The sequence below is a fragment of the Pseudomonas sp. F-14 TE3623 genome, from assembly GCF_053629015.1.
Window position 1 is genome coordinate 405,286 of sequence record NZ_JBRJHM010000001.1, and the last position, 18,594, is coordinate 423,879.

At 60.0% G+C, this 18,594-nt stretch carries 19 protein-coding genes; 7 read left to right on the forward strand and 12 right to left on the reverse strand.

Going from position 1 to position 18,594, the window contains the following annotated elements:
* Positions 1 to 250: 250 nt before the first annotated feature.
* The 4 genes from AB7M29_RS01855 to AB7M29_RS01870 are packed head-to-tail and all read left to right on the forward strand — an operon-like array spanning position 251 to position 3,405.
* On the forward strand, positions 251 to 1,645 hold the full coding sequence (locus tag AB7M29_RS01855; RefSeq protein ID WP_217856825.1) for a COG3014 family protein: 1,395 nt from the start codon (positions 251 to 253) through the stop codon (positions 1,643 to 1,645).
* A gap of 16 nt (positions 1,646 to 1,661) precedes the next feature.
* A complete protein-coding gene (locus AB7M29_RS01860) occupies positions 1,662 to 2,033 on the forward strand; it encodes a YcfL family protein (RefSeq protein WP_217856826.1) in 372 nt (123 codons plus the stop codon).
* Positions 2,034 to 2,070: 37 nt separating this feature from the next.
* On the forward strand, positions 2,071 to 2,658 hold the full coding sequence (gene lpoB / locus AB7M29_RS01865) for a penicillin-binding protein activator LpoB (RefSeq protein ID WP_008012492.1): 588 nt from the start codon (positions 2,071 to 2,073) through the stop codon (positions 2,656 to 2,658).
* A 3-nt stretch (positions 2,659 to 2,661) separates the two neighbouring features.
* Positions 2,662 to 3,405, forward strand: coding sequence for a penicillin-binding protein activator LpoB (locus tag AB7M29_RS01870; RefSeq protein WP_217856827.1), 744 nt, complete (start codon positions 2,662 to 2,664; stop codon positions 3,403 to 3,405).
* 161 nt (positions 3,406 to 3,566) lie between these two features.
* On the opposite strand, the gene AB7M29_RS01875 is transcribed toward AB7M29_RS01870, so the two are convergent.
* From AB7M29_RS01875 to AB7M29_RS01885, 3 genes are all read right to left on the reverse strand, one after another.
* On the reverse strand, positions 3,567 to 4,199 hold the full coding sequence (locus AB7M29_RS01875; RefSeq protein WP_007899339.1) for a LysE family transporter: 633 nt from the start codon (positions 4,197 to 4,199) through the stop codon (positions 3,567 to 3,569).
* Between the two features lie 251 nt (positions 4,200 to 4,450).
* Entirely contained in the window at positions 4,451 to 5,032 is a 582-nt protein-coding gene (locus tag AB7M29_RS01880; RefSeq protein WP_052964537.1) for a mechanosensitive ion channel family protein, read from the reverse strand.
* Entirely contained in the window at positions 5,032 to 6,942 is a 1,911-nt protein-coding gene (locus tag AB7M29_RS01885) for an ATP-binding cassette domain-containing protein (RefSeq protein ID WP_123360932.1), read from the reverse strand. The genes AB7M29_RS01880 and AB7M29_RS01885 overlap by 1 nt, the downstream gene beginning before the upstream one ends.
* A 50-nt stretch (positions 6,943 to 6,992) precedes the next feature.
* Here AB7M29_RS01885 and AB7M29_RS01890 point away from each other — a divergent pair, with 50 nt between their 5' ends.
* Positions 6,993 to 7,457, forward strand: coding sequence for a TIGR02444 family protein (locus AB7M29_RS01890; RefSeq protein WP_217856828.1), 465 nt, complete (start codon positions 6,993 to 6,995; stop codon positions 7,455 to 7,457).
* Here AB7M29_RS01890 and AB7M29_RS01895 read toward each other — a convergent pair.
* A complete protein-coding gene (locus tag AB7M29_RS01895; protein WP_454246218.1) occupies positions 7,454 to 8,587 on the reverse strand; it encodes an AlgP family protein in 1,134 nt (377 codons plus the stop codon). The genes AB7M29_RS01890 and AB7M29_RS01895 overlap by 4 nt on opposite strands.
* Positions 8,588 to 8,779: 192 nt before the next feature.
* Here AB7M29_RS01895 and AB7M29_RS01900 point away from each other — a divergent pair, with 192 nt between their 5' ends.
* A complete protein-coding gene (locus AB7M29_RS01900) occupies positions 8,780 to 9,445 on the forward strand; it encodes an FKBP-type peptidyl-prolyl cis-trans isomerase (RefSeq protein ID WP_217856830.1) in 666 nt (221 codons plus the stop codon).
* Positions 9,446 to 9,508: 63 nt separating this feature from the next.
* Here AB7M29_RS01900 and AB7M29_RS01905 read toward each other — a convergent pair whose 3' ends face one another.
* From AB7M29_RS01905 to AB7M29_RS01935, 7 genes are all read right to left on the reverse strand, one after another.
* A complete protein-coding gene (locus AB7M29_RS01905; RefSeq protein WP_007899333.1) occupies positions 9,509 to 9,967 on the reverse strand; it encodes an Rsd/AlgQ family anti-sigma factor in 459 nt (152 codons plus the stop codon).
* A 179-nt stretch (positions 9,968 to 10,146) separates the two neighbouring features.
* Positions 10,147 to 10,698 carry a disulfide bond formation protein B gene (locus AB7M29_RS01910; protein ID WP_052964532.1) on the reverse strand — a complete coding sequence of 184 codons (552 nt, stop codon included), beginning with the start codon at positions 10,696 to 10,698 and terminating at the stop codon, positions 10,147 to 10,149.
* 242 nt (positions 10,699 to 10,940) lie between these two features.
* Complete coding sequence (locus AB7M29_RS01915; RefSeq protein ID WP_454246219.1) at positions 10,941 to 12,179, reverse strand: heme biosynthesis HemY N-terminal domain-containing protein; 1,239 nt, start codon at positions 12,177 to 12,179, stop codon at positions 10,941 to 10,943.
* On the reverse strand, positions 12,176 to 13,330 hold the full coding sequence (locus AB7M29_RS01920) for a uroporphyrinogen-III C-methyltransferase (protein WP_217856832.1): 1,155 nt from the start codon (positions 13,328 to 13,330) through the stop codon (positions 12,176 to 12,178). The genes AB7M29_RS01915 and AB7M29_RS01920 overlap by 4 nt, the downstream gene beginning before the upstream one ends.
* A gap of 16 nt (positions 13,331 to 13,346) precedes the next feature.
* Complete coding sequence (locus AB7M29_RS01925; protein WP_454246220.1) at positions 13,347 to 14,114, reverse strand: uroporphyrinogen-III synthase; 768 nt, start codon at positions 14,112 to 14,114, stop codon at positions 13,347 to 13,349.
* Positions 14,111 to 15,052, reverse strand: coding sequence for a hydroxymethylbilane synthase (gene hemC, locus AB7M29_RS01930; protein WP_448094258.1), 942 nt, complete (start codon positions 15,050 to 15,052; stop codon positions 14,111 to 14,113). Before hemC ends, AB7M29_RS01925 begins: the two co-directional genes overlap by 4 nt.
* 136 nt (positions 15,053 to 15,188) lie before the next feature.
* The gene (locus AB7M29_RS01935) at positions 15,189 to 15,935 is read right to left on the reverse strand and encodes a LytR/AlgR family response regulator transcription factor (protein WP_007899317.1); all 747 of its coding nucleotides are present in this window, start codon (positions 15,933 to 15,935) and stop codon (positions 15,189 to 15,191) included.
* A 461-nt stretch (positions 15,936 to 16,396) separates the two neighbouring features.
* Between AB7M29_RS01935 and argH the strand changes: the two genes are divergently transcribed.
* Positions 16,397 to 17,791 carry an argininosuccinate lyase gene (argH, locus tag AB7M29_RS01940; RefSeq protein WP_454246221.1) on the forward strand — a complete coding sequence of 465 codons (1,395 nt, stop codon included), beginning with the start codon at positions 16,397 to 16,399 and terminating at the stop codon, positions 17,789 to 17,791.
* A 93-nt stretch (positions 17,792 to 17,884) separates the two neighbouring features.
* Here the strand turns inward: argH and AB7M29_RS01945 are convergent, their stop codons facing one another.
* Positions 17,885 to 18,544 carry a glutathione S-transferase family protein gene (locus AB7M29_RS01945; protein WP_217856835.1) on the reverse strand — a complete coding sequence of 220 codons (660 nt, stop codon included), beginning with the start codon at positions 18,542 to 18,544 and terminating at the stop codon, positions 17,885 to 17,887.
* Between the last annotated feature and the right edge of the window lie 50 nt (positions 18,545 to 18,594).

The following is an 18,594-nucleotide window of genomic DNA, read 5'->3' on the forward strand; positions in this document are numbered from 1 at the left end:
TTGGTATTTCCAGCGCGAAGCGCTGAGGTACCAGGCCTGAAATAAGTAGTGGCACGTTGTGAAATCATGTAATTAAAAAGCCATTACATAGCCGGCATCCCTGTTTATAATGCCGCGCCGTCGTTATTGCGATATGGCATTTAAGCTCCTTTTTTTATGAGGAATTGGCAGGAGGCCAACAACCCTGCCGATGGGTCCCAACAGCCCGACCAGCACGCGGCTGCTTATATTCAGGGAAGACGTACCCCTTATGGCATTCCGTGCCCCCACCTTGATCGCGCTCAGCGCTGTCACGTTGCTTTCCGGCTGCTCGGCCTTTCGTAACTACGATTCGGAACTTGCACAAACCAACCAGCAATTGGCTTCCGGCAACGTCGACGCCGCATTGACCCTGCTGGAAAAGAACAACACCAGCAAAGACAAAGACCTGCTCTATTACTTCGAGAAAGGTGAACTGCTGCGCGCCAAAGGCGACTTGTCCGGCAGCCAGAACGCCTGGACCAGTGCCGATCAGGTGGTGGGCAAGTGGGAAGACGCGGTCAAACTCGATACCGACAAATACCTGGCTCAGTTCGGCAGTTTCCTGGTCAACGACAAGGTTCGTCGCTACGAAGGCTACGACTACGAAAAAGTCATGCTGACCACGCAGATGGCCCTCAACCTGCTGGCGGTGAATGACTTCGACGGCGCGCGCACCGCCATCAAGAAAACTCACGAGCGTGAAGCGGTGATCGCCGACCTGCGTGACAAGGAATACCTCAAGAGCGAAGAGCAAGCCGAGAAAGAAGGCGTCAAAACCCAGTACAAGGATCTTCAGGGTTACCCGGTGGCCAGCCTCGACGCGCCAGAAGTGGTCGGTTTGAAAAACAGCTATCAGAGCGCGTTCAGCCATTACCTGGCCGGCTTCGTCTATGAAGCTCTGGGCGAGAAAGATCTGGCGGCGCCGGGTTATCGCAAAGCCGCCGAATTGCGTCCGAACACGCCACTGCTGGAACAGGCGCTCGTGAATCTCGACAAACCGGCCAAGAACGATGACAGCGACATCCTGATCGTCGTGCAAAGCGGCCTGGCGCCGTCCCGCGATTCGATCCGCATTCCGCTGCCATTGCCGATCAGCAACAACGTGGTGATCACACCGCTGTCGTTTCCGATCATCAAGCCGGATAGCTCCACTGCCACCTTCGCCCAGATCGGCGTGGATGGTCAGCAGCTGAACTTGACTCAACTCAACAGCACCACCGCCATGTCCCGTCGTGCGCTACGTGATGACATGCCGGGCATCATCTTGCGCACTACTGTGCGGGCGATCACCCGTGGCGTGGCGCAGAAGCAGATCAACGAAACCAACCCGCTGGCGGGTCTTGCAGTCGGTATTTCTTCAGCCGTGCTCGAAGGCGCCGATACCCGTACGTGGCGTACGCTGCCGGACAACACTCAGGTAGTGCGTCTGCGCTTGAAGAAAGGCGAACACAGCGTCACGCTGCCGAGCGCCGTGGGCGGCTCGGTGGTCAAGGTCACCGTCGATCAGCGCTTTCAGGTCATCACTCTGCGCGCCGTGGGCAATCAAGTATTCGCCAGCGGCCTGGCTGCGCACGTGATCCCGAGCGCCAACCCGACCGCCGTGGCCAGCCTCAAACAACCTTAAGAACGGAGTCTTTTGCATGCGCTTCAAATTCATCGCTGTCGTCGCCCTCGCCTTGTTGGCCGGCTGCGCCACCCCGCCACCGCCAGAGCCAGGCAGCGCTGCCAGCAAGGTCGTGGCCATGGGCAAGCTCAAGAACATCGTGGTCGGCGCCATGCGCGTGGCCCGGGAAAACGGCTTCATGACGGTCAATGCGCAGCTGAGCAACACCAGCTACAACAACAAGACCTTCTACTACCGTTTTGCCTGGCTCGGCCCTGAAGGTTTCCCGGTTGCCGAAGAAGAAACCTGGAAAAGCCAGATGATGTATGGCGAGCAGACCCGTTTCATTCAGGCCATTGCGCCAACCACCAAAGCCGTGGATTTCCGTCTCGAAATCAAAACGCCTTAAGCCCTACACCATTCGTTCAGTTCTAGAGAGCATTCCCATGTTTGCACGCTTTTCGTTCATCGCCGTCATCGCCCTCCTGGCCAGCGGTTGCGCCAACACTTCGCCGACCCTGGGCAGTAAAAACATCAGCTACGGCGACACCAAGGCCGTGGAAACCGTGACCAACGAGTTCGGCTCCACCGACCTGCAGATGATCGCCGAATCCATGACGCGCTCCCTGGCCCAGTCCGGCATCCTGCAAGGCCGTCCGGTGGTTCAGGTTTACGACGTGAAGAACAAGACCAGCGAGTACATCGATACCCGCGAAATCACCACCAGCATCAAGACCCAGTTGATGAAGACCGGTGTCGCCCGCTTCGCCAGCGACAACACTGCCATGCAAAGCCAGGTTGACCAGCTCAAGCTACAAAACCAGAGCGGCCTGTACAAGAAAAGCACCGTGGCCAAGACTGGCAACATGATCGCAGCCAAGTATCGCATCGAAGGTTCGATCAGCTCGATCGTCAAGCGCAGCAGCGATTACAAGGACGTCTTCTACAAATTCAGCCTGCAGTTGATCGATGTAGAAAGCGGTCTGGCCGAGTGGATGGACGAAAAAGAGATTCGCAAAACCACGGAGCGTTAATCGATGCGCACATGGATTGGCATGATGGCCCTGGCTTGCGCGTTCAGCGTGCAAGCGGCCCCGAAAGTCGCAGTAGCGGACCTGGCGTATCAGGAACGGGTGGAACAATACGTCCACACTGTTTCGGCCCAGAGCAACCACAGCCAGAGCTATTACGGCGCCAGTGGTTCGTCCAGTTACGAAGAGTACGAAGCAACCAGCAGCTACATCGAGCAAGGCGAGCTGCGTAAATTCACTGGCGACATCAAGGGCGAGATTCTGCGCACCGGCATGTTCCAGCTGGTGCAGGGCACGCCTTATACAGCCTCGTCCAAAGGTGATGTGTATGACGTGATCAAGCGGATCAAGGCCGGTAGCTTCAAGGGTGCCGACTACGTGCTGTTCGGCACCGTGTCAGACATCGACTTCACCCGCGACATGAACGAACTGGCCAACACCGACAGCTATTCGGCAGTGCTGGGGCTGACGCTGGTGGCGGATTTCAGTCTGATCAACACCAAGACCTATGAGATCACCTCGGCCTTCACGGCGATGGGCGAAGGTCAGGACACCAAACTGGTGAATGGCCGGGATATCAAGATTTCGCTGAACCGCCCACGGGTGGTACGTGATGTGTCCAAGGCACTGGGTGAGGATGTGGCTGCGCAACTGAGCCAACAGCTCGGTGGCGGTGGCTATGAGCAGCCGGGGCAGGCGCCGCTGCGCAATAACCTGCCGCGGGATACGGCGCCGGTGATTCTGCACTGAGTAGGCTCTGATCATTCCCACGCTACGCGTGGGAATGCAGCAGCCAGGGACGCTCTGCGTCCCAAAGAGCCGAACGCGGAGCGTCCGTTGAGGCATTCCCACGCAGAGCATGGGAACGATCAGGCGACCTGTGAGGGTCGCCTTTTTTGTGCCTGAAGGTTTTACACCGCGGCTTTGCGCAGGGTCGCCATAAAGGCCGCCGCGCCGATGAACAGCCCGGCAAAGGTGCGGTTCATGCGTTTTTGCTGCTTGGGTGTGCGCAGCAAACGCAGCACCTTGGCCGCCAGCCCGGTGTAGCCGGCCATGACGATCAGGTCGACACAGATCATGGTCACGCCGAGGATCAGGTACTGGGCCACCAGCGGCGCGTGGGGGTCGATAAATTGCGGCAGCACCGCGAGCATGAACACCAAGGCCTTGGGGTTGCTGACGTTGACCAGAAAACCGCGGAATACCAGCGCCATCGGCTTGCCGATCTGCCGGATGGCAGCGTCGTCGCTCATGTCGTTGGGCAGCGCGCGCCATTGCTTGACCGCAAGATAGACCAGATAGGCCACGCCAAACCATTTGATCGCGTAAAAGGCTGTGGCGGAGGCCGCGAGGATCGCCCCCACACCGGCAGCAACAATCGCAATCTGCAACGCCAGGCCCAGTTGCAAGCCCAATGCGTTCCAGTAACCGCGCCAGAAACCGTAGCGCAAACCGCTGGACATCGACGCAATGGCGCCGGCGCCGGGAGAAAGACTGATCACCCAGCAGGCGGCAAAAAACGCCAGCCATGTTTGAAGCACCATCGCACACCTCGACTCAGACTCGTGACAGACGTCTAAGCTAATGCGCCTTTGGGCCGATGACTACCGATTTTTTGTAGGACATGGCGACTGCCGACCAGCGTTTACGGCTTGAGGCCCCCTTCGCGAGCAAGCCCGCTCCCACATGGGATCTCCAGTGGACACAAAATTTGTGATCCACATCAATCTAGTGTGGGAGCGGGCTTGCTCGCGAAAGCGGTATATCAGGCGACATCGATGCAGGAATTCAGAGCCTATTTTTCAAACCCGTTCGAAGAGAACACATCAGTGCCGCGCCAGCGTCGAACCGAACGCTGAAAGAACAGGCTATTGGGCACTTGCACCATGGCGCTGCCGGTACCGAGTTCTTCGGCTTCGATCAGCGTGGTGTAGAGCAGATTGATCGCCACCACCCGGCCTTTGACGCCGGGCTTGTCGGTGGTATCCACCAATTCGACCACATCGCCGATACGGAATGGGCCGACGGTGAAAATCAGGATCGCGCACAGCAGGTTGGACAGCACGCTCCACATGGCGAAAAACGCCACGGCGGCCACCGCAACGAAACCGGACAACGCCGTCCAGAGCACCGTGGCCGACACGCCAAGGCGTTCGAGCACGAAGATCAGCGCGCTGCCCATGATCAGCCAGCGCAAACCGCCGCGCAGCGGCATGAAAAACTGCGGCGGAAACGGGTAGCGCTCACCCAATCGAGTCAGGCATTTAGCGACGACACGCTGGGCGATATAGCCGGCCAGCAGGATTAGCAGGATTTGCGCGACCAGCCAGAGCGGCTCGCCCCACCCAGCCGGCAAAGGCAGCTTGAAGGCTTCCATCAGGACAGTGCCTCCAGCTCCGCCTGCATGCTTTCCAGCAGTTCCAGCGCTTCCATCCAGGCTTCTTCAAGTTCGGCTTCACGCACCTTCAGCTTGGCTTGTTCAGCCAGCAGATCACGCAAATCGTTCTTGCGCATCGGCTCGTAAATGTCGCTGTCGCCGAGGCTGGTATCGATCTTCGCCAGCTTCTCGTGCAGCTTGCCCAGCTCGGCTTCAAGCTTGTCGGCCTCACGCTTGTGCGGTGCCAGTTGCTGACGCAACGCAGCAGCAGCCTGACGCTGGGCCTTCTTGTCGGTCTTGTCCGGATTGACCGGGGTATTGCTGACCGGGGCATTGCGTTGACGGTATTCGACCAGCCAACGGGCGTAGTCTTCCAGGTCGCCGTCGAATTCCTCAACCTTGCCGTCTGCCACCAGATAGAAGTTGTCAGTAGTGCTTTTGAGCAGATGGCGATCGTGTGAGACCACCAGTACCGCGCCACTGAACTCTTGCAAGGCCATGGTCAGCGCCAAGCGCATTTCCAAGTCCAGGTGGTTGGTCGGTTCGTCGAGCAGCAACAGGTTCGGTCGATCCCAAGCGATCAATGCCAGGGCCAGACGCGCCTTCTCACCGCCGGAGAAATTCAGTACCGGCTCATCAATACGCGCGCCGCGGAAGTCGAAACCACCGAGGAAGTCGCGCAGGGTCTGCTCACGCTCGGTCGGCGCCAGGCGCTGCAAGTGCAGCAACGGGCTGGCCTTGGAGTCGAGGGAGTCGAGCTGATGCTGGGCGAAGTAGCCAACGACGGTGTTTTCACCGCGCGTCAGGCGACCGGCCAACGGCTCAAGCTCACCGGCGAGGTTTTTGATCAAGGTCGATTTACCCGCGCCGTTCGGGCCGAGCAAACCGATCCGTGCGCCGGGAGTCAGTTGCAGCTTGACCTTCTCCAGAATGGCTTTGTCGCCGTAACCCAGTCGAGCATCCGACAGATCGATCAACGGGCTGGAAATTTTCGTCGATTCGCGGAAGACGAAATCAAACGGAGAATCGACGTGCGCGGCGGACAGCTCTTCCATCCGCTCCAGCGCCTTGATCCGGCTCTGGGCCTGACGGGCCTTGGTGGCCTGGGCCTTGAAGCGGGCGATGTAGCTTTCCATGTGCGCACGTTGCGCCTGTTGCTTCTCGTAGGCCTGTTGTTGCTGGGCCAGTCGTTCGGCACGGGCGCGTTCGAAGGCGCTATAACCACCGCGATACAGGGTGATCTTGCGTTGATCGACGTGGGCTACGTGATCGACCACGGCATCGAGGAAGTCCCGGTCGTGGGAAATCAGCATCAAGGTGCCGGGGTAGCTTTTAAGCCACTCTTCGAGCCAGATGATGGCGTCGAGGTCCAAGTGGTTGGTCGGTTCGTCGAGCAGCAACAGGTCCGAAGGGCACATCAAAGCCTGCGCCAGGTTCAGACGCATCCGCCAGCCACCGGAGAAATCTCCTACTTGCCGATCCATCTGCTCATTGGTGAACCCAAGGCCGGCCAGCAGCTTTCGAGCCCGAGCGTCGGCGGTGTAGCCGTCGGCGCTGTCGAGTTCCGAGTGCAGGCGGGCCTGAGCGGCACCGTCATGGGCCGCTTCGGCTGCGGCGAGGTCGCGTTGCACCTCGCGCAGGCGCAGGTCACCATCGAGCACGTAGTCGACCGCGATGCGCTCGAGCGTCTCGATTTCCTGGCGCATGTGGGCGATGCGCCAGTCGGCCGGCAGGAAGCAATCACCCGAGTCCGGGTGCAGTTCGCCCCGGATCAAGGCGAACAGGCTCGATTTGCCGGCGCCGTTGGCACCGATGAGGCCGGCTTTGTGGCCGGCGTGCAGGGTCAGCTCGGCGTCTTCTAGCAGACGTTGCGGGCCACGCTGTAAAGTCAGGTTCTGAAGTCGAATCATAATGGCGGCGGAGTCTACCAGCTTCGCTCGCAACTGGCGCGAGTAGCACTATGTCCTCTGACCTGTGGAGCTTTTCCCTTGGCACTTACGCCCGTCCCGGCGTTGAAGCTGCCTGCCTGCAATTACAGTCGGCAGGGGTGAACGTGTGCCTGCTGCTCTGTGGATTGTGGCTGGGACAGCGAGGTGTCGCCTGCAATGGGCAACGATTACAGCAACTTCGCTACGTGGCCGAGCCTTGGGACGCGGAGGTCGTGCGACCGCTACGGGCGTTGCGCAGGCAATGGAAAGCCGGCGCGGCCGAGGATGCCGAACTGAATACGTTGCGCGAACAAGTCAAAACCCTGGAACTGCAAGCTGAGCGACAGTTGTTGTTGCGACTGGAGCGGTCGGCAAAGAGATGGCCGCAGGATGAGGCGACCGATCTCTCGGCCTGGCTGGAAGGTATGGCGGGGGGCGCCGCCAACCTGGACCGCGACGCGCTGCATCAGCTGCGCGTCGCGGTAACCGGCACTTAGGAAGCGCTGGTTGGGGTGGTGCTGATACTCGACGACGCGGCTGGCGTTGGCGCAGACGTGGTGGTCGAGGTGGTTGCTGCAGGCGCGGGCGAAGCCGAAGAAGCCGGGGCCGGAGTTGCTGGCTTGATCGCTGACGCAGCAGTCGGTTTGGCAACGGCGACTGGCTTTTTCACGGCCGGTTTTGCTGCTGGTTTTGCAGCCGGTTTTGCAGCGGCTGGTTTTGCAGCAGTGGCTGGCTTGGCAGCGGCAGCAGGTTTCGCAGCAGCAGTTCTGGCAGCCGGTTTAGCGGAGGGTTTGGCCGCAGCTTTTGCAGCGGGTTTAGCAGCTGGTTTTGCAGCTGGCTTGGCTGCGGCGGTTTTAGCCGCGACAGGTTTGGCGGCTGGCTTGGCAGCCGGTTTAGCGGCGGCAGTTCTAGCGGCTGGCTTGGCAGCAGATTTAGCCGCTGGTTTTGCCGCTGCGGTTTTTGCCACGGCGGGTTTGGCAGCCGTGGTTCTTGCAGCTGGTTTAGCGGCAGCTGTTTTGGCAGCAGCTGGCTTGGCGGCAGGTTTGGCAGCCGTCGTTTTAGCCGCTGGTTTTGCAGCACTGGCAGCGACTGGTTTTTTCACCGCCGGTTTTGCGGCTGGCTTGGCTGCGGCTTTCACCGGGGCTTTGGCAGCAGGCTTGGCCGGTGCTTTTGCAGCAGCTGGTTTGGCAGCGGCTTTCTTCGCAGTTGCCGCAGCTGGCTTGGCCGAACGCAGGGACAACGCCTTGCCGACAGCCTCTTGGACACGACCGACACCCTGGGCCAGTTTCAGGCTTTCTTGAGCGTCGCGTTTGAGTTGCAGGATGTAGCTGCGCGTTTCGGACTGGCGATCCTTGAGGGCATCGAGCAAGTCCTCAAGTTCTTTCACCGCATCTTTGGCCTTGGCTTGCGCCTTGGCTTTGCCGGCCGCCGCAGCGTCCTGCAATTTGGTCCGGGATTTGTGCAGTTTTTCCTGCGCTTTTCCGCGCTGCTTTTCCAACTTGGCGAGCAGTTTTTCAGCATCAGCCATAGCTTGGGAACAAGCGTTTTCCAAATGCTCGAGCAAGCTGCCCGAGAGTTGTTGGAGTAAGTGCAACGGAGTATTTACAGGCTTCTTGGTGGCCGACATGGTTTACCTCCTGGCTGACGTGAATGCGGCTCATACTAGACCTCTGCTGCTACCGCCGCTAGGGCATGTTGACAGTATCTAAAGCACTCCGTTGCAACGAATCAAAAAAGTTCTGCGCTTAGGTAAAACCAGTTCACCTTCGAGCGCATTCGCACTGGCATAATCCTGCGCATCTCAGGTCGGAGAGTGCCCATGTCGCGCTACTTTTTTTTATCGCTGTGCGTGTTTTTTTCCGTGGCCCAGGCCGCCGAAAAAAACGCCGCAAATGACGCTCACGATCTCGCTTACAGCTTGGGTGCAAGCCTTGGCGAACGCTTGCGCCAGGAAGTTCCGGACCTGCAACTTCAGGCCCTGCTCGAAGGTTTGCAACAAGCCTATCAGGGCAAGCCGCTGGCACTGAAAGATGAGCGGATCGAACAGATTCTGGCTGAGCATGAAGCCCGGGTTGCCATGCAATCGCCTGTGCCGCAAAGCGAATTGGCTTTAGAAAACGAGAGACGTTTTCTCGCCGAGGAAAAAGCCAAACCCGGCGTTCGCGAACTGACAGATGGAATATTGCTGACAGAGTTGGCGCCGGGCACCGGTGCCAAGGCCGGTCCAAATGGCAAGGTCCAGGTGCTGTATGTCGGACGCCTGCCTGACGGCTCGGTGTTCGACCAGAACAGCCAGCCGCAGTGGTTCAGTCTTGATAGCGTAATCAGCGGATGGCGCAGTGCGCTGCAAAACATGCCGGTCGGTGCGAAATGGCGCTTGGTGATTCCATCGGCCCAAGCCTACGGTGCCGACGGTGCCGGCGACCTGATCGCGCCATTCACGCCGCTGGTATTCGAGGTCGAATTGCGTGGTGCTACAAGCTGAAAGCCGGAAACGAAAAACGGCGCGCATTGGCGCACCGTTTTTGAGGGTGTTGCTGGATAAGGTTCAGGCCTGAACCGAATCCTCTTCTTTGTGAGCGGTGTGCAGCACTTCGATCAGGCAGTCTTCCAGTTCGAAGCGTTCGTGCAACAAGCCACCCAGCTCCTTGAATTTCTCCGCGACACACTTGCCGGCATCACACAGGTCGTTGAACGCCAGCAGCTTCTCGGTGATGACGTCGATGCGCGGGTAAATTGTCTCGGCCAATTCCAGACCGCGAGTATCACCGAACGCCTTGGCTTCGCCCGTCAGCTGTTCGTAAATCTCGAAATGCCCGGCAGACACGTAGTCGACCAGCACGCCGCAGAATTCCTGCAACGGTTTTCGGTTCTCGCCCAGAGCTTCGGGCTTGGCGCCGAGAGCGTCATAGGCCCGAACCAGTTCGTGACGCTCCTGCAACCAGCGATCGATCAGCAGATGCACTCCACCCCAACGTTCCTGAGCATTCTGACAACTTTCGAGCATGGTGATTCTCTCTTCCCTTGTGGGTCATGCTGCTCTACACCTGTCGCACACTTGAAGATCAAGAATCGACCAGGCAGAGCGTCATTCGAGCAACATAAATCCAATGACACGTGCGGGCCAGATTATGCCCGCGCGCCTATGGCTTCAAGGTACGCAGGAGATAAAGTTCATACAAGTGTTTAATCGCCCGCCAGTACCCGGTGCGACGACTCGCCGCTGAGCGGTCGCTGACACGCGATCCAGACAAGGCGCAGCAACTGATGCCCGCCCAGAATCATCATCGCAACGAAGAACAGCAGACTCCACTCCGGGATACTCAGGTCGAACAGCGTCCAGGAAATTTCCGCGCAATCGGCGGTTCCTTTGAACATTCGCTGCACGACACACAGCCAGGGCGTACTGGCGAACAGATCGGCCAGGTCAGTCGAGCACGCCGATAGCTGATGCACCGGATCGCTCTGCAACACCACCTGCCGCCATGCAGTGATGGTCCCCGCCAGACTGCAGAGCAGACCCAGAAGCCAATACAGGAACGACCCGAAGCGGCCAGGCCCCTGCACTGAAGCCACCAGGCAGACACCCGTGAGCAGCGCCAGGCAAACCCGCTGCAACAGGCACAACCCGCAAGGCTTGAGGCCGACCGCATATTCCAGGTAATAGGAAACGCCCAAGGCCAGGGCACCTGCAATGAAAACCATGAAAAACAAGGAGCGTGAGCAGGCCAAAGACATGGCTTTTCCGTAACAGTAGAGACAGGCGGTTACGGTAGAGGAAAGCGCAGCAGCCTTTCAAGGCAGACCACCACGGACACTTCACCAGAAGTGTAGGGAATTCCCGACAGGGTCGAGAGGATTTGATGTAGTCCTCTGTAGGACTTTGCCGGCAAAGGACTACAACGCTGAAACAGTGGCGGATTCGAAGCGATTCCCGCCCCTGTAGCAGCTGGCGCAGCCTGCTGCTACAGGGGCGGGAATCAGGCGTGAGCCGGCACCGGCAGCGGTGCCGCCAGCAAGCGTTCATCAAGCAGACCCAAGCCCTCCTGGAACAGCTGATTACTGCGTTCGGTGTCACCCAGTTGCGCCAGCAACCGCGCCAGTTCGGCGCAGGCTTCAGGGTTGCGCTGTACACGCAGGCTGCTCTCCAGATAATCCCTGGCCTTGCCCCACAGACTGCTTTGCAGACACAAACGGCCCAACGTCAGCAACAGGCTCGGGTCGGCGGGATGATCCTTGAGCCAACCCTCGGCGGTGTGCAGTTGCCTGGCCGGATCGCTGCCGCGAACCAGCCCGTACAGGCGTGCCAGATGGCTGTCGTATTTGCGCTTGAGGGCTGCACGCAGGACCTCCTCGGCCTCGACCTGCGCCCCCAGTTGCCGCAATTGCTCGGCATAGGCCAGCACCAGTTGCGGTTCCTGGCGCTGAGCGGCGGTGAGTTGCTGCCAGGCGCGATTGAGCGATTGCAAACCGACCGTTCCGTCCTCTTCCCGGTGTGCCGCCAACGAAAGATTTTCACCCCAGGACCGGCGCTCCAGCTCAGCCAGTTCGGCCGGTGGCAATACCTTGTCCTTGCGTAACTCCGGCAACAAGCGAATCACTGCCGACCAGTCGCCCCGCTGCTGAAGCAGGCGTTGCAACTGGCGCAAGGTCTGGACGTTATGAGGATGACGCTCGTGCATGGCTTGCAGGGTCACCAGCGCGCCTTCAGTGTCGCCGCGATCAGTCTGCAATTGGGCATGGTTCAAGGCAATTGCCAGCTCGGCCTGGGGCTGCCGCTCGAGGGCGCGCTCCAGCAGGTTGTCGCTTTCCTCGTAGTGACCTTGTTCGTTCGCGGCGCGGGCGGCACCGAGGTAGTAGAGCAACGGCTGCCGCTCGGCTTCCGCTGCGCGATACAGATGACGCTGCGCACTGGCCCAACGGCCCTCGGCCAAATCCAGCTGACCGTGCTCGATCGCTACTTGCACCCGCCGACTGCGATTGCGCCGTGACCATGGATTGACCACTCCACCGGAAGTCGTCACCAGCTCGATCAACGCCTTGATGCCCCAGAACACCAGCCACAGCACGACCACCAGAGCCAGGGTTGCCCACAGGCTCGATTCGTAACGGAAGCTCTTGTAGGCGATCAGCACGTAGCCGGAATGCTCGGCAATCGCCAATCCCAGCGCGGCGGCGGCAGCGATGACCACGAACACGATCACATAGAGGCGCTTCATGGCGTGGCCTCCTGCATCGTGCTCGCGGCAGGTTTGGCCAGAGGTTTCACCGACTCCTCGGCGTTGACGTTGCGCCGCTCAAGATAGGCCTGCACCGAACTCAACGTGCCCGTCAGATCTGGCGTGACCACCGTGACCGGCTGCTTGCTCAACTCGACCACCTGCTCGAGCATGATTTTGCTCTGAGGGTTGTCCGGGTTGAAGTTGCCCTTGAGCACGTCCCGCGCCTCGGCCAGCGCCTGGGTGTAAACCGCGGCCTGGCCATTGAGCGCGGCCCATTGCGCCTGCTCCAGCGCCAGGCTCAGGGCCAGACGCACCTGGCTCAGGCTCTGCCCTGCCAACAACGGCCGGACATTCTTGTCGGCGTTGAAATCGATGCGGATATAACGCGAGATCTGATCCCACCATTGTGCCCAGCGACTGGCACCGTCGCCATCGGCGGTCAGGCCCAGCAGGGATTCGCCACGGTCCTTGTACTCAGGCGCCAGCTCGGTGAGGTTGATCACCTGGTCGCGCAAGGCCCCCAGTCGCAGGAACAACCCAGTGCGATCCGGCTGTTCGGTACTGCGCAGGGCTACCAGGGTTTTGGCCACTTGCTCGCGAGCGGCGAAAGCCCCCGGGTCGTTCTGTTCACGGAGAATTTCATCGGCGCCTTGCACCAGGGCCTGGGCGCTGCTGATGTCCTGCAACGCCGACAGACGCAGGCTGGCCAGACGCAGCAAGTGCTCGGCTTCAGCCAGACGCCAGTCCTTGCGGCTCGCGCCGAGGACGGTTTCCAGGCGTTGATTCAAGCGTTGCTGATCGCCTTGAAGTTGAGTGACCAAGCGGCTGCGCGCGTCGAGTTCCTCGGCGGCCGGCATTTGCTCAAGGCGAGCCGTCAGGCGTTGCTCGTTGAGCTTCAGGCTCTGGGCCTGATCGTTCAGCGCCTGAACCTGACTCAACTGTTGCTGGTTATTGGCTTGCAGGTGACGCACCTGCCAGACTCCCCAACCGCCCACGGCAACACCGGCAGCGCCTAACAGCAGCGCGACGATTGCCAACCCATTGCCTCGGCGCTGCTCAACAGCAGGTGGCGCAGTTTCAACCGGTGCATCAGCCGGTGCATCAAGCACGGGCCGGACGTCATCTTTAGGCAAGGCTGTTTCGCTCACGTATCCATCCTTTGCATTAGAAAACGGGCACGGGGTGTTCCCGTAACGCCGCCAGCAATGCCGCGGCACTGGCGCCACGACAATCCACAACTGTTTGGGCCCCGGCGGCGCGTGCCAACTCGGCGACCCTGGGGCTTGGAACAAACAACGGCAGCCGCACCATGCTCGGCCAGGTATCGCCAGCCAATCGGTGCAGGTGCTCAAAACCCTGTCCACTGCTGACCACCAGCCCGTTCAAGCGTTCCGCCTTGATCCGGTCAGGCAGCGTTGCCGACGGGTACTGCGGCAAACCGCGTCGGTACAACTCCAGATACTCGACACTAGCACCAAGCTCGCGTAAACGCTCAGCCAGCAGCTCACGCCCACCGTCTCCGCGCATGATCAGCACTCGCGGATCGGGTCGATTGACAGCCTCGCGCAACGACGCAAGCTCCAGCAAGGCTTCGCTGTCGTCGCCGTCGACCGGGAAGCTCACATCCAGCCCGTTATCCTCGAGGATCTGCGCGGTCGCCGCGCCCACGCTGAACCACTTCAGAATCGGTGGCTGCGGCCAGTACTGATTGAGCAGATCGACAGCGACTCTGGCGGCCGGCTTGCTGACCACGATCACCGCGCAATAGCCATCCAGGTTCTGAATCACTTCGCGCATTGTGTCAGAGGCGGGAATCGGCTCGATATCCAAAAGCGGCAAGCTGCTGCTGAAAACCCCCGCGTCGGCCAGCACACGGGCAAGCGCCACCGATTCATCCGCAGGGCGCGTCAGCAACAGGCGCCAGCCAGTCACTCGTGACCTGCCTCGCCATAGACTGCTTTCAGAATGTCCGCAGCGCCCTGGCTCAGCAGGTCTTCGGCCACTTGCACACCCAAAGCCTCGGCATCAGCCCGTGGCGCCCGGGCCTCGGCGCTGAGCAACAGGCCACCGCTCGGATCACCCACCAACCCACGCAACCAGATCTGCTCGCCTTCAAGCACGGCGTAGCAAGCGATCGGCACCTGGCAGCCGCCATTCAAATGTTTGTTGAGAGCACGTTCGGCAGTCACACGAATGGCCGTGTCCTGATGATGCAGCGGCGCCAGTAGCGCGTGGATTTCAGTGTCGGCGCTACGGCATTCGATACCGACTGCGCCTTGGCCACCGGCCGGCAGACTGTCTTCGACACTGATGGCCGAAGTGATGCGGTCTTCGAAGCCCAGGCGAATCAAACCCGCTGCGGCGAGGATGATGGCGTCGTATTCGCCGGCATTGAGCTTGGCCAGGCGAGTGTTGACGTTACCGCGCAGGAAGCGGATTTCCAGGTCCGGGCGGCGGGCCAACAATTGCGCCTGGCGACGCAGGCTGGAGGTGCCGACGATGCTGCCTGGCGGTAACTCATCCAGGCTGGCGTATGTGTTGGAGACAAATGCATCGCGCGGGTCTTCGCGCTCGCAGATGCAGAACAGACCGAGGCCTTCGGGGAAGTCCATCGGCACGTCTTTCATGGAATGCACGGCGATGTCGGCTGCGTTTTCCAGCAGCGCGGTTTCCAGTTCCTTGACGAACAGGCCCTTGCCGCCGATTTTCGACAGCGGCGAATCGAGCAGCTTGTCGCCTCGACTGACCATGGGAACCAGCGTCACGAGCAGGCCCGGATGGGCCTCTTCCAGACGAGCCTTGACGTATTCGGCCTGCCACAGGGCGAGAGCACTTTTGCGGGTGGCGATGCGGATTTCGCGAGAGGACATGGATCAATCCGTACTGAATAGATACGGCAGATAATAACAGCTCAGCCAAATCCACTTTGACTTGTATCAGAAACTGCGTGGCCTCCCTGGCCCTCAATGTCCGGTAATAGGGTAGAAATCCGCCCTGAATGGCGGATTAAAGCTGTTGCATCATTTTGCGCACGCCGGCCACATGGCGTCGACTGACGATCAGGGCATCGCCGTTCAGGCCTTTGAGAAACAGCTGGAAATGCCCCAGGGGCGTGCGTTGCAACCGCTCGATGCGTTCGCGAGCAACCAGTGCATTGCGGTGGATCCGCACGAAACGGTCGCCAAATTCGTCTTCGAGGGCCTTGAGTGGTTCGTCGAGCAGCACTTCACCGCCTTCATGACGCAAGGTGACGTACTTGTGGTCGGCAATGAAGTAGACCACCTGACCCAACGGAATCAGCTCGATGCCTTTTCGGGTGCGGGCGCTGATGTGGCTGCGCGGACCGCTACCGGTTTCGGCCGCCGGGCGAGTCAAGGCCGCGAGTTGGACACGATTGGGTCGCTCGGCTTTCTTTAATGCTTCGTGTAACTGTTCTGTGCGCACTGGCTTCACCAGATAACCCACGGCGCTGGCCTGTAGGGCTTCCACGGCAAATTCATCGGGCCCGGTGCAGAACACCACGGCGGGCGGGGTTTCGCGTTCGCACAATCGTGCAGCCACTTGCAGGCCATCGAGGCCCGGCATGCGAATATCGAGCAGCACGATATCCGGTTTGTGACTGTCGATCAGTGCCAACGCCTCTTCGCCGTTCGTGGCGCTGGGCTCCAGGACATTGTATCCCTCGAGTTCGCCAACCATTCGGCTCAGGCGCTCGCGGGCCAGGGGTTCGTCATCAACGATCAGGACATTCATATTGCGCTGGATTCCTGCGTGAGTCTCGCACAAGGATAGCGTAGACAGGTGAAGTGACGTCCGTCACCGCGATCCACGCTAAGACTAGCGCGAGGGCCAAAAAGTGCCGCGAGACCGACGGCTAAATTTTTATCTGCCGCGTGACTGGCGGCCCAGGCCCGCACTGGCGAGGCATCGCCGTAGGGTTTGCTGATACACAATATGAACACCCCTCTTCTCTCTATAGTCAGCTGCAGCATCGAGAAGTGCGCTGATCCTCTGTCCAACTGTAGACGGTTGCCGGGACGATATTGCTCAATTGAAAAATATCGTTGCGCAATTTCCGTATCGCTTGCTGCAAGCAGGGGTCGCCCGATGAGAAAAAAACCTGTCGACCAGTGTCAGCGACAGGATTGGCAACCCTGTTATTATCCGCATCAGCGTTTCACGCCATCTTTCTTCAAGCCGATACGAGCGAATTCATGAGCACTGACAAGACCAATCAGTCCTGGGGCGGCCGCTTCAGTGAACCCGTCGACGCCTTCGTCGCCCGCTTCACCGCCTCCGTCACCTTCGACCAGCGCCTGTATCGCCACGACATCATGGGCTCGATCGCCCACGCCAGCATGCTGGCCAAGGTCGGCGTGCTGACCGATGCCGAGCGTGACAGCATCATCGATGGCCTGAACACCATCCAGGGTGAAATCGAGGCCGGCCAGTTCGACTGGCGCATCGACCTTGAAGACGTGCACATGAACATCGAGGCGCGTCTGACCGACCGCATCGGCGTCACCGGTAAAAAGCTGCACACCGGCCGCAGCCGTAACGACCAGGTCGCCACCGACATCCGCCTGTGGCTGCGTGACGAGATCGACCTGATCCTCAGCGAAATCACCCGCCTGCAACAAGGCTTGCTGGAGCAGGCCGAGCGCGAAGCCGCAAGCATCATGCCAGGCTTCACTCACCTGCAAACCGCGCAGCCGGTGACCTTCGGGCATCACATGCAGGCCTGGTTCGAAATGCTCAGCCGCGACTACGAGCGTCTGGTCGACTGCCGCAAGCGCACCAACCGCATGCCGCTGGGCAGCGCCGCACTGGCCGGCACCACTTACCCGATCGATCGCGAGTACACCGCTCAACTGCTGGGCTTCGACGCTGTCGGCGGTAACTCCCTGGACAACGTGTCCGATCGCGACTTCGCCATTGAGTTCTGCTCGGCCGCGAGCATCGCAATGATGCACTTGTCGCGTTTCTCCGAAGAGTTGGTGTTGTGGACCAGCGCGCAGTTCCAGTTCATCGATCTGCCGGACCGTTTCTGCACCGGCAGCTCGATCATGCCGCAAAAGAAAAACCCGGACGTGCCGGAGCTGGTTCGCGGCAAGACTGGCCGGGTATTCGGCGCGCTGATGGGCCTGCTGACCCTGATGAAAGGCCAGCCACTGGCCTACAACAAGGACAACCAGGAAGACAAGGAACCGCTGTTCGACGCCGCCGACACCCTGCGCGATTCGCTGCGGGCCTTTGCCGACATGATCCCGGCGATCAAGCCCAAGCACGCGATGATGCGCGAAGCGGCTCTGCGCGGTTTCTCCACCGCCACCGACCTGGCTGACTATCTGGTGCGCCGTGGCCTGCCGTTCCGTGATTGCCACGAGATCGTTGGCCATGCCGTGAAGTACGGCGTGGAAAGCGGCAAGGACCTGGCGGAAATGAGCCTGGAAGAACTGCGCAAGTTCAGCGATCAGATCGAGCAGGACGTATTTGCCGTGCTGACCCTCGAAGGCTCGGTGAATGCCCGTGACCACATCGGCGGGACTGCACCGGCGCAGGTCAAGAAGGCTGTTGCTCGCGGTCAGGCATTGCTCGCCAGCCGTTAAAAGCTTCGCGGGCAAGCCTCGCTCCTACAGGGACTGTGTTTGTCCTGTAGCGCGAGGCTTGCCCGCGAAGGCATTCTCAAGATCGTTACACGTCTACTTTTTGGACGCGACCATCTCCAGAAACGCTGGCATCGCCGCGTCCTTGTCCTTTGCGATCCGCTGCACATGCGGATTCTGCTCCAGACGCTCCAGCAGCGCCCTGGCCGCCGGCATCTCGGCCAACAGATCGATATCAAACAGCTTCTGCGCCACGGCACGCGCCAACGGCACGCTGTAGAGGAAATACAGGTCGGCCACGCTCAGGCTGTCACCCGCCACATAAGGGGCGAACTTGCCGTGCCTGCCCAGCGAGGCAAACCCCAGCAGTAACTCAGCCTTGGTCTTTTCCTGGATAGCGTCCGGTACCGTCATGCCGAAAAACGCCGCGGGGTAACAGGCGCGTCCTGGCAGTTCGATGTACAGCTCGATTTCCTTGGCCAAAGCCAGGGCCTGCGCTCGCTCGTAAGGATCGCTCGGCAGCAGCGGCGTGCCTTTCTGGCTCTGCTCGAGGTACTCGAGAATCACGCTGGATTCATTGATGAAACCTTGTTCGACGCCCAGCACTGGAACCTTTCCACGAGGGCTGATGGCTAGCGCCTCGGGGGTAGTGCCTGGGTAAAACGGCACTTCTTCAAATGGCAGTCCCTTCTCCAGCAACGCCAGCTTGACCATGTTGTAGTAGTTGCTGACGCAAAATCCATAAAGCTTGAGCATTACTTAGCCTCCAGGCCGTGCAGGGGGTTGGCAGCGCCAGTTATAGAACG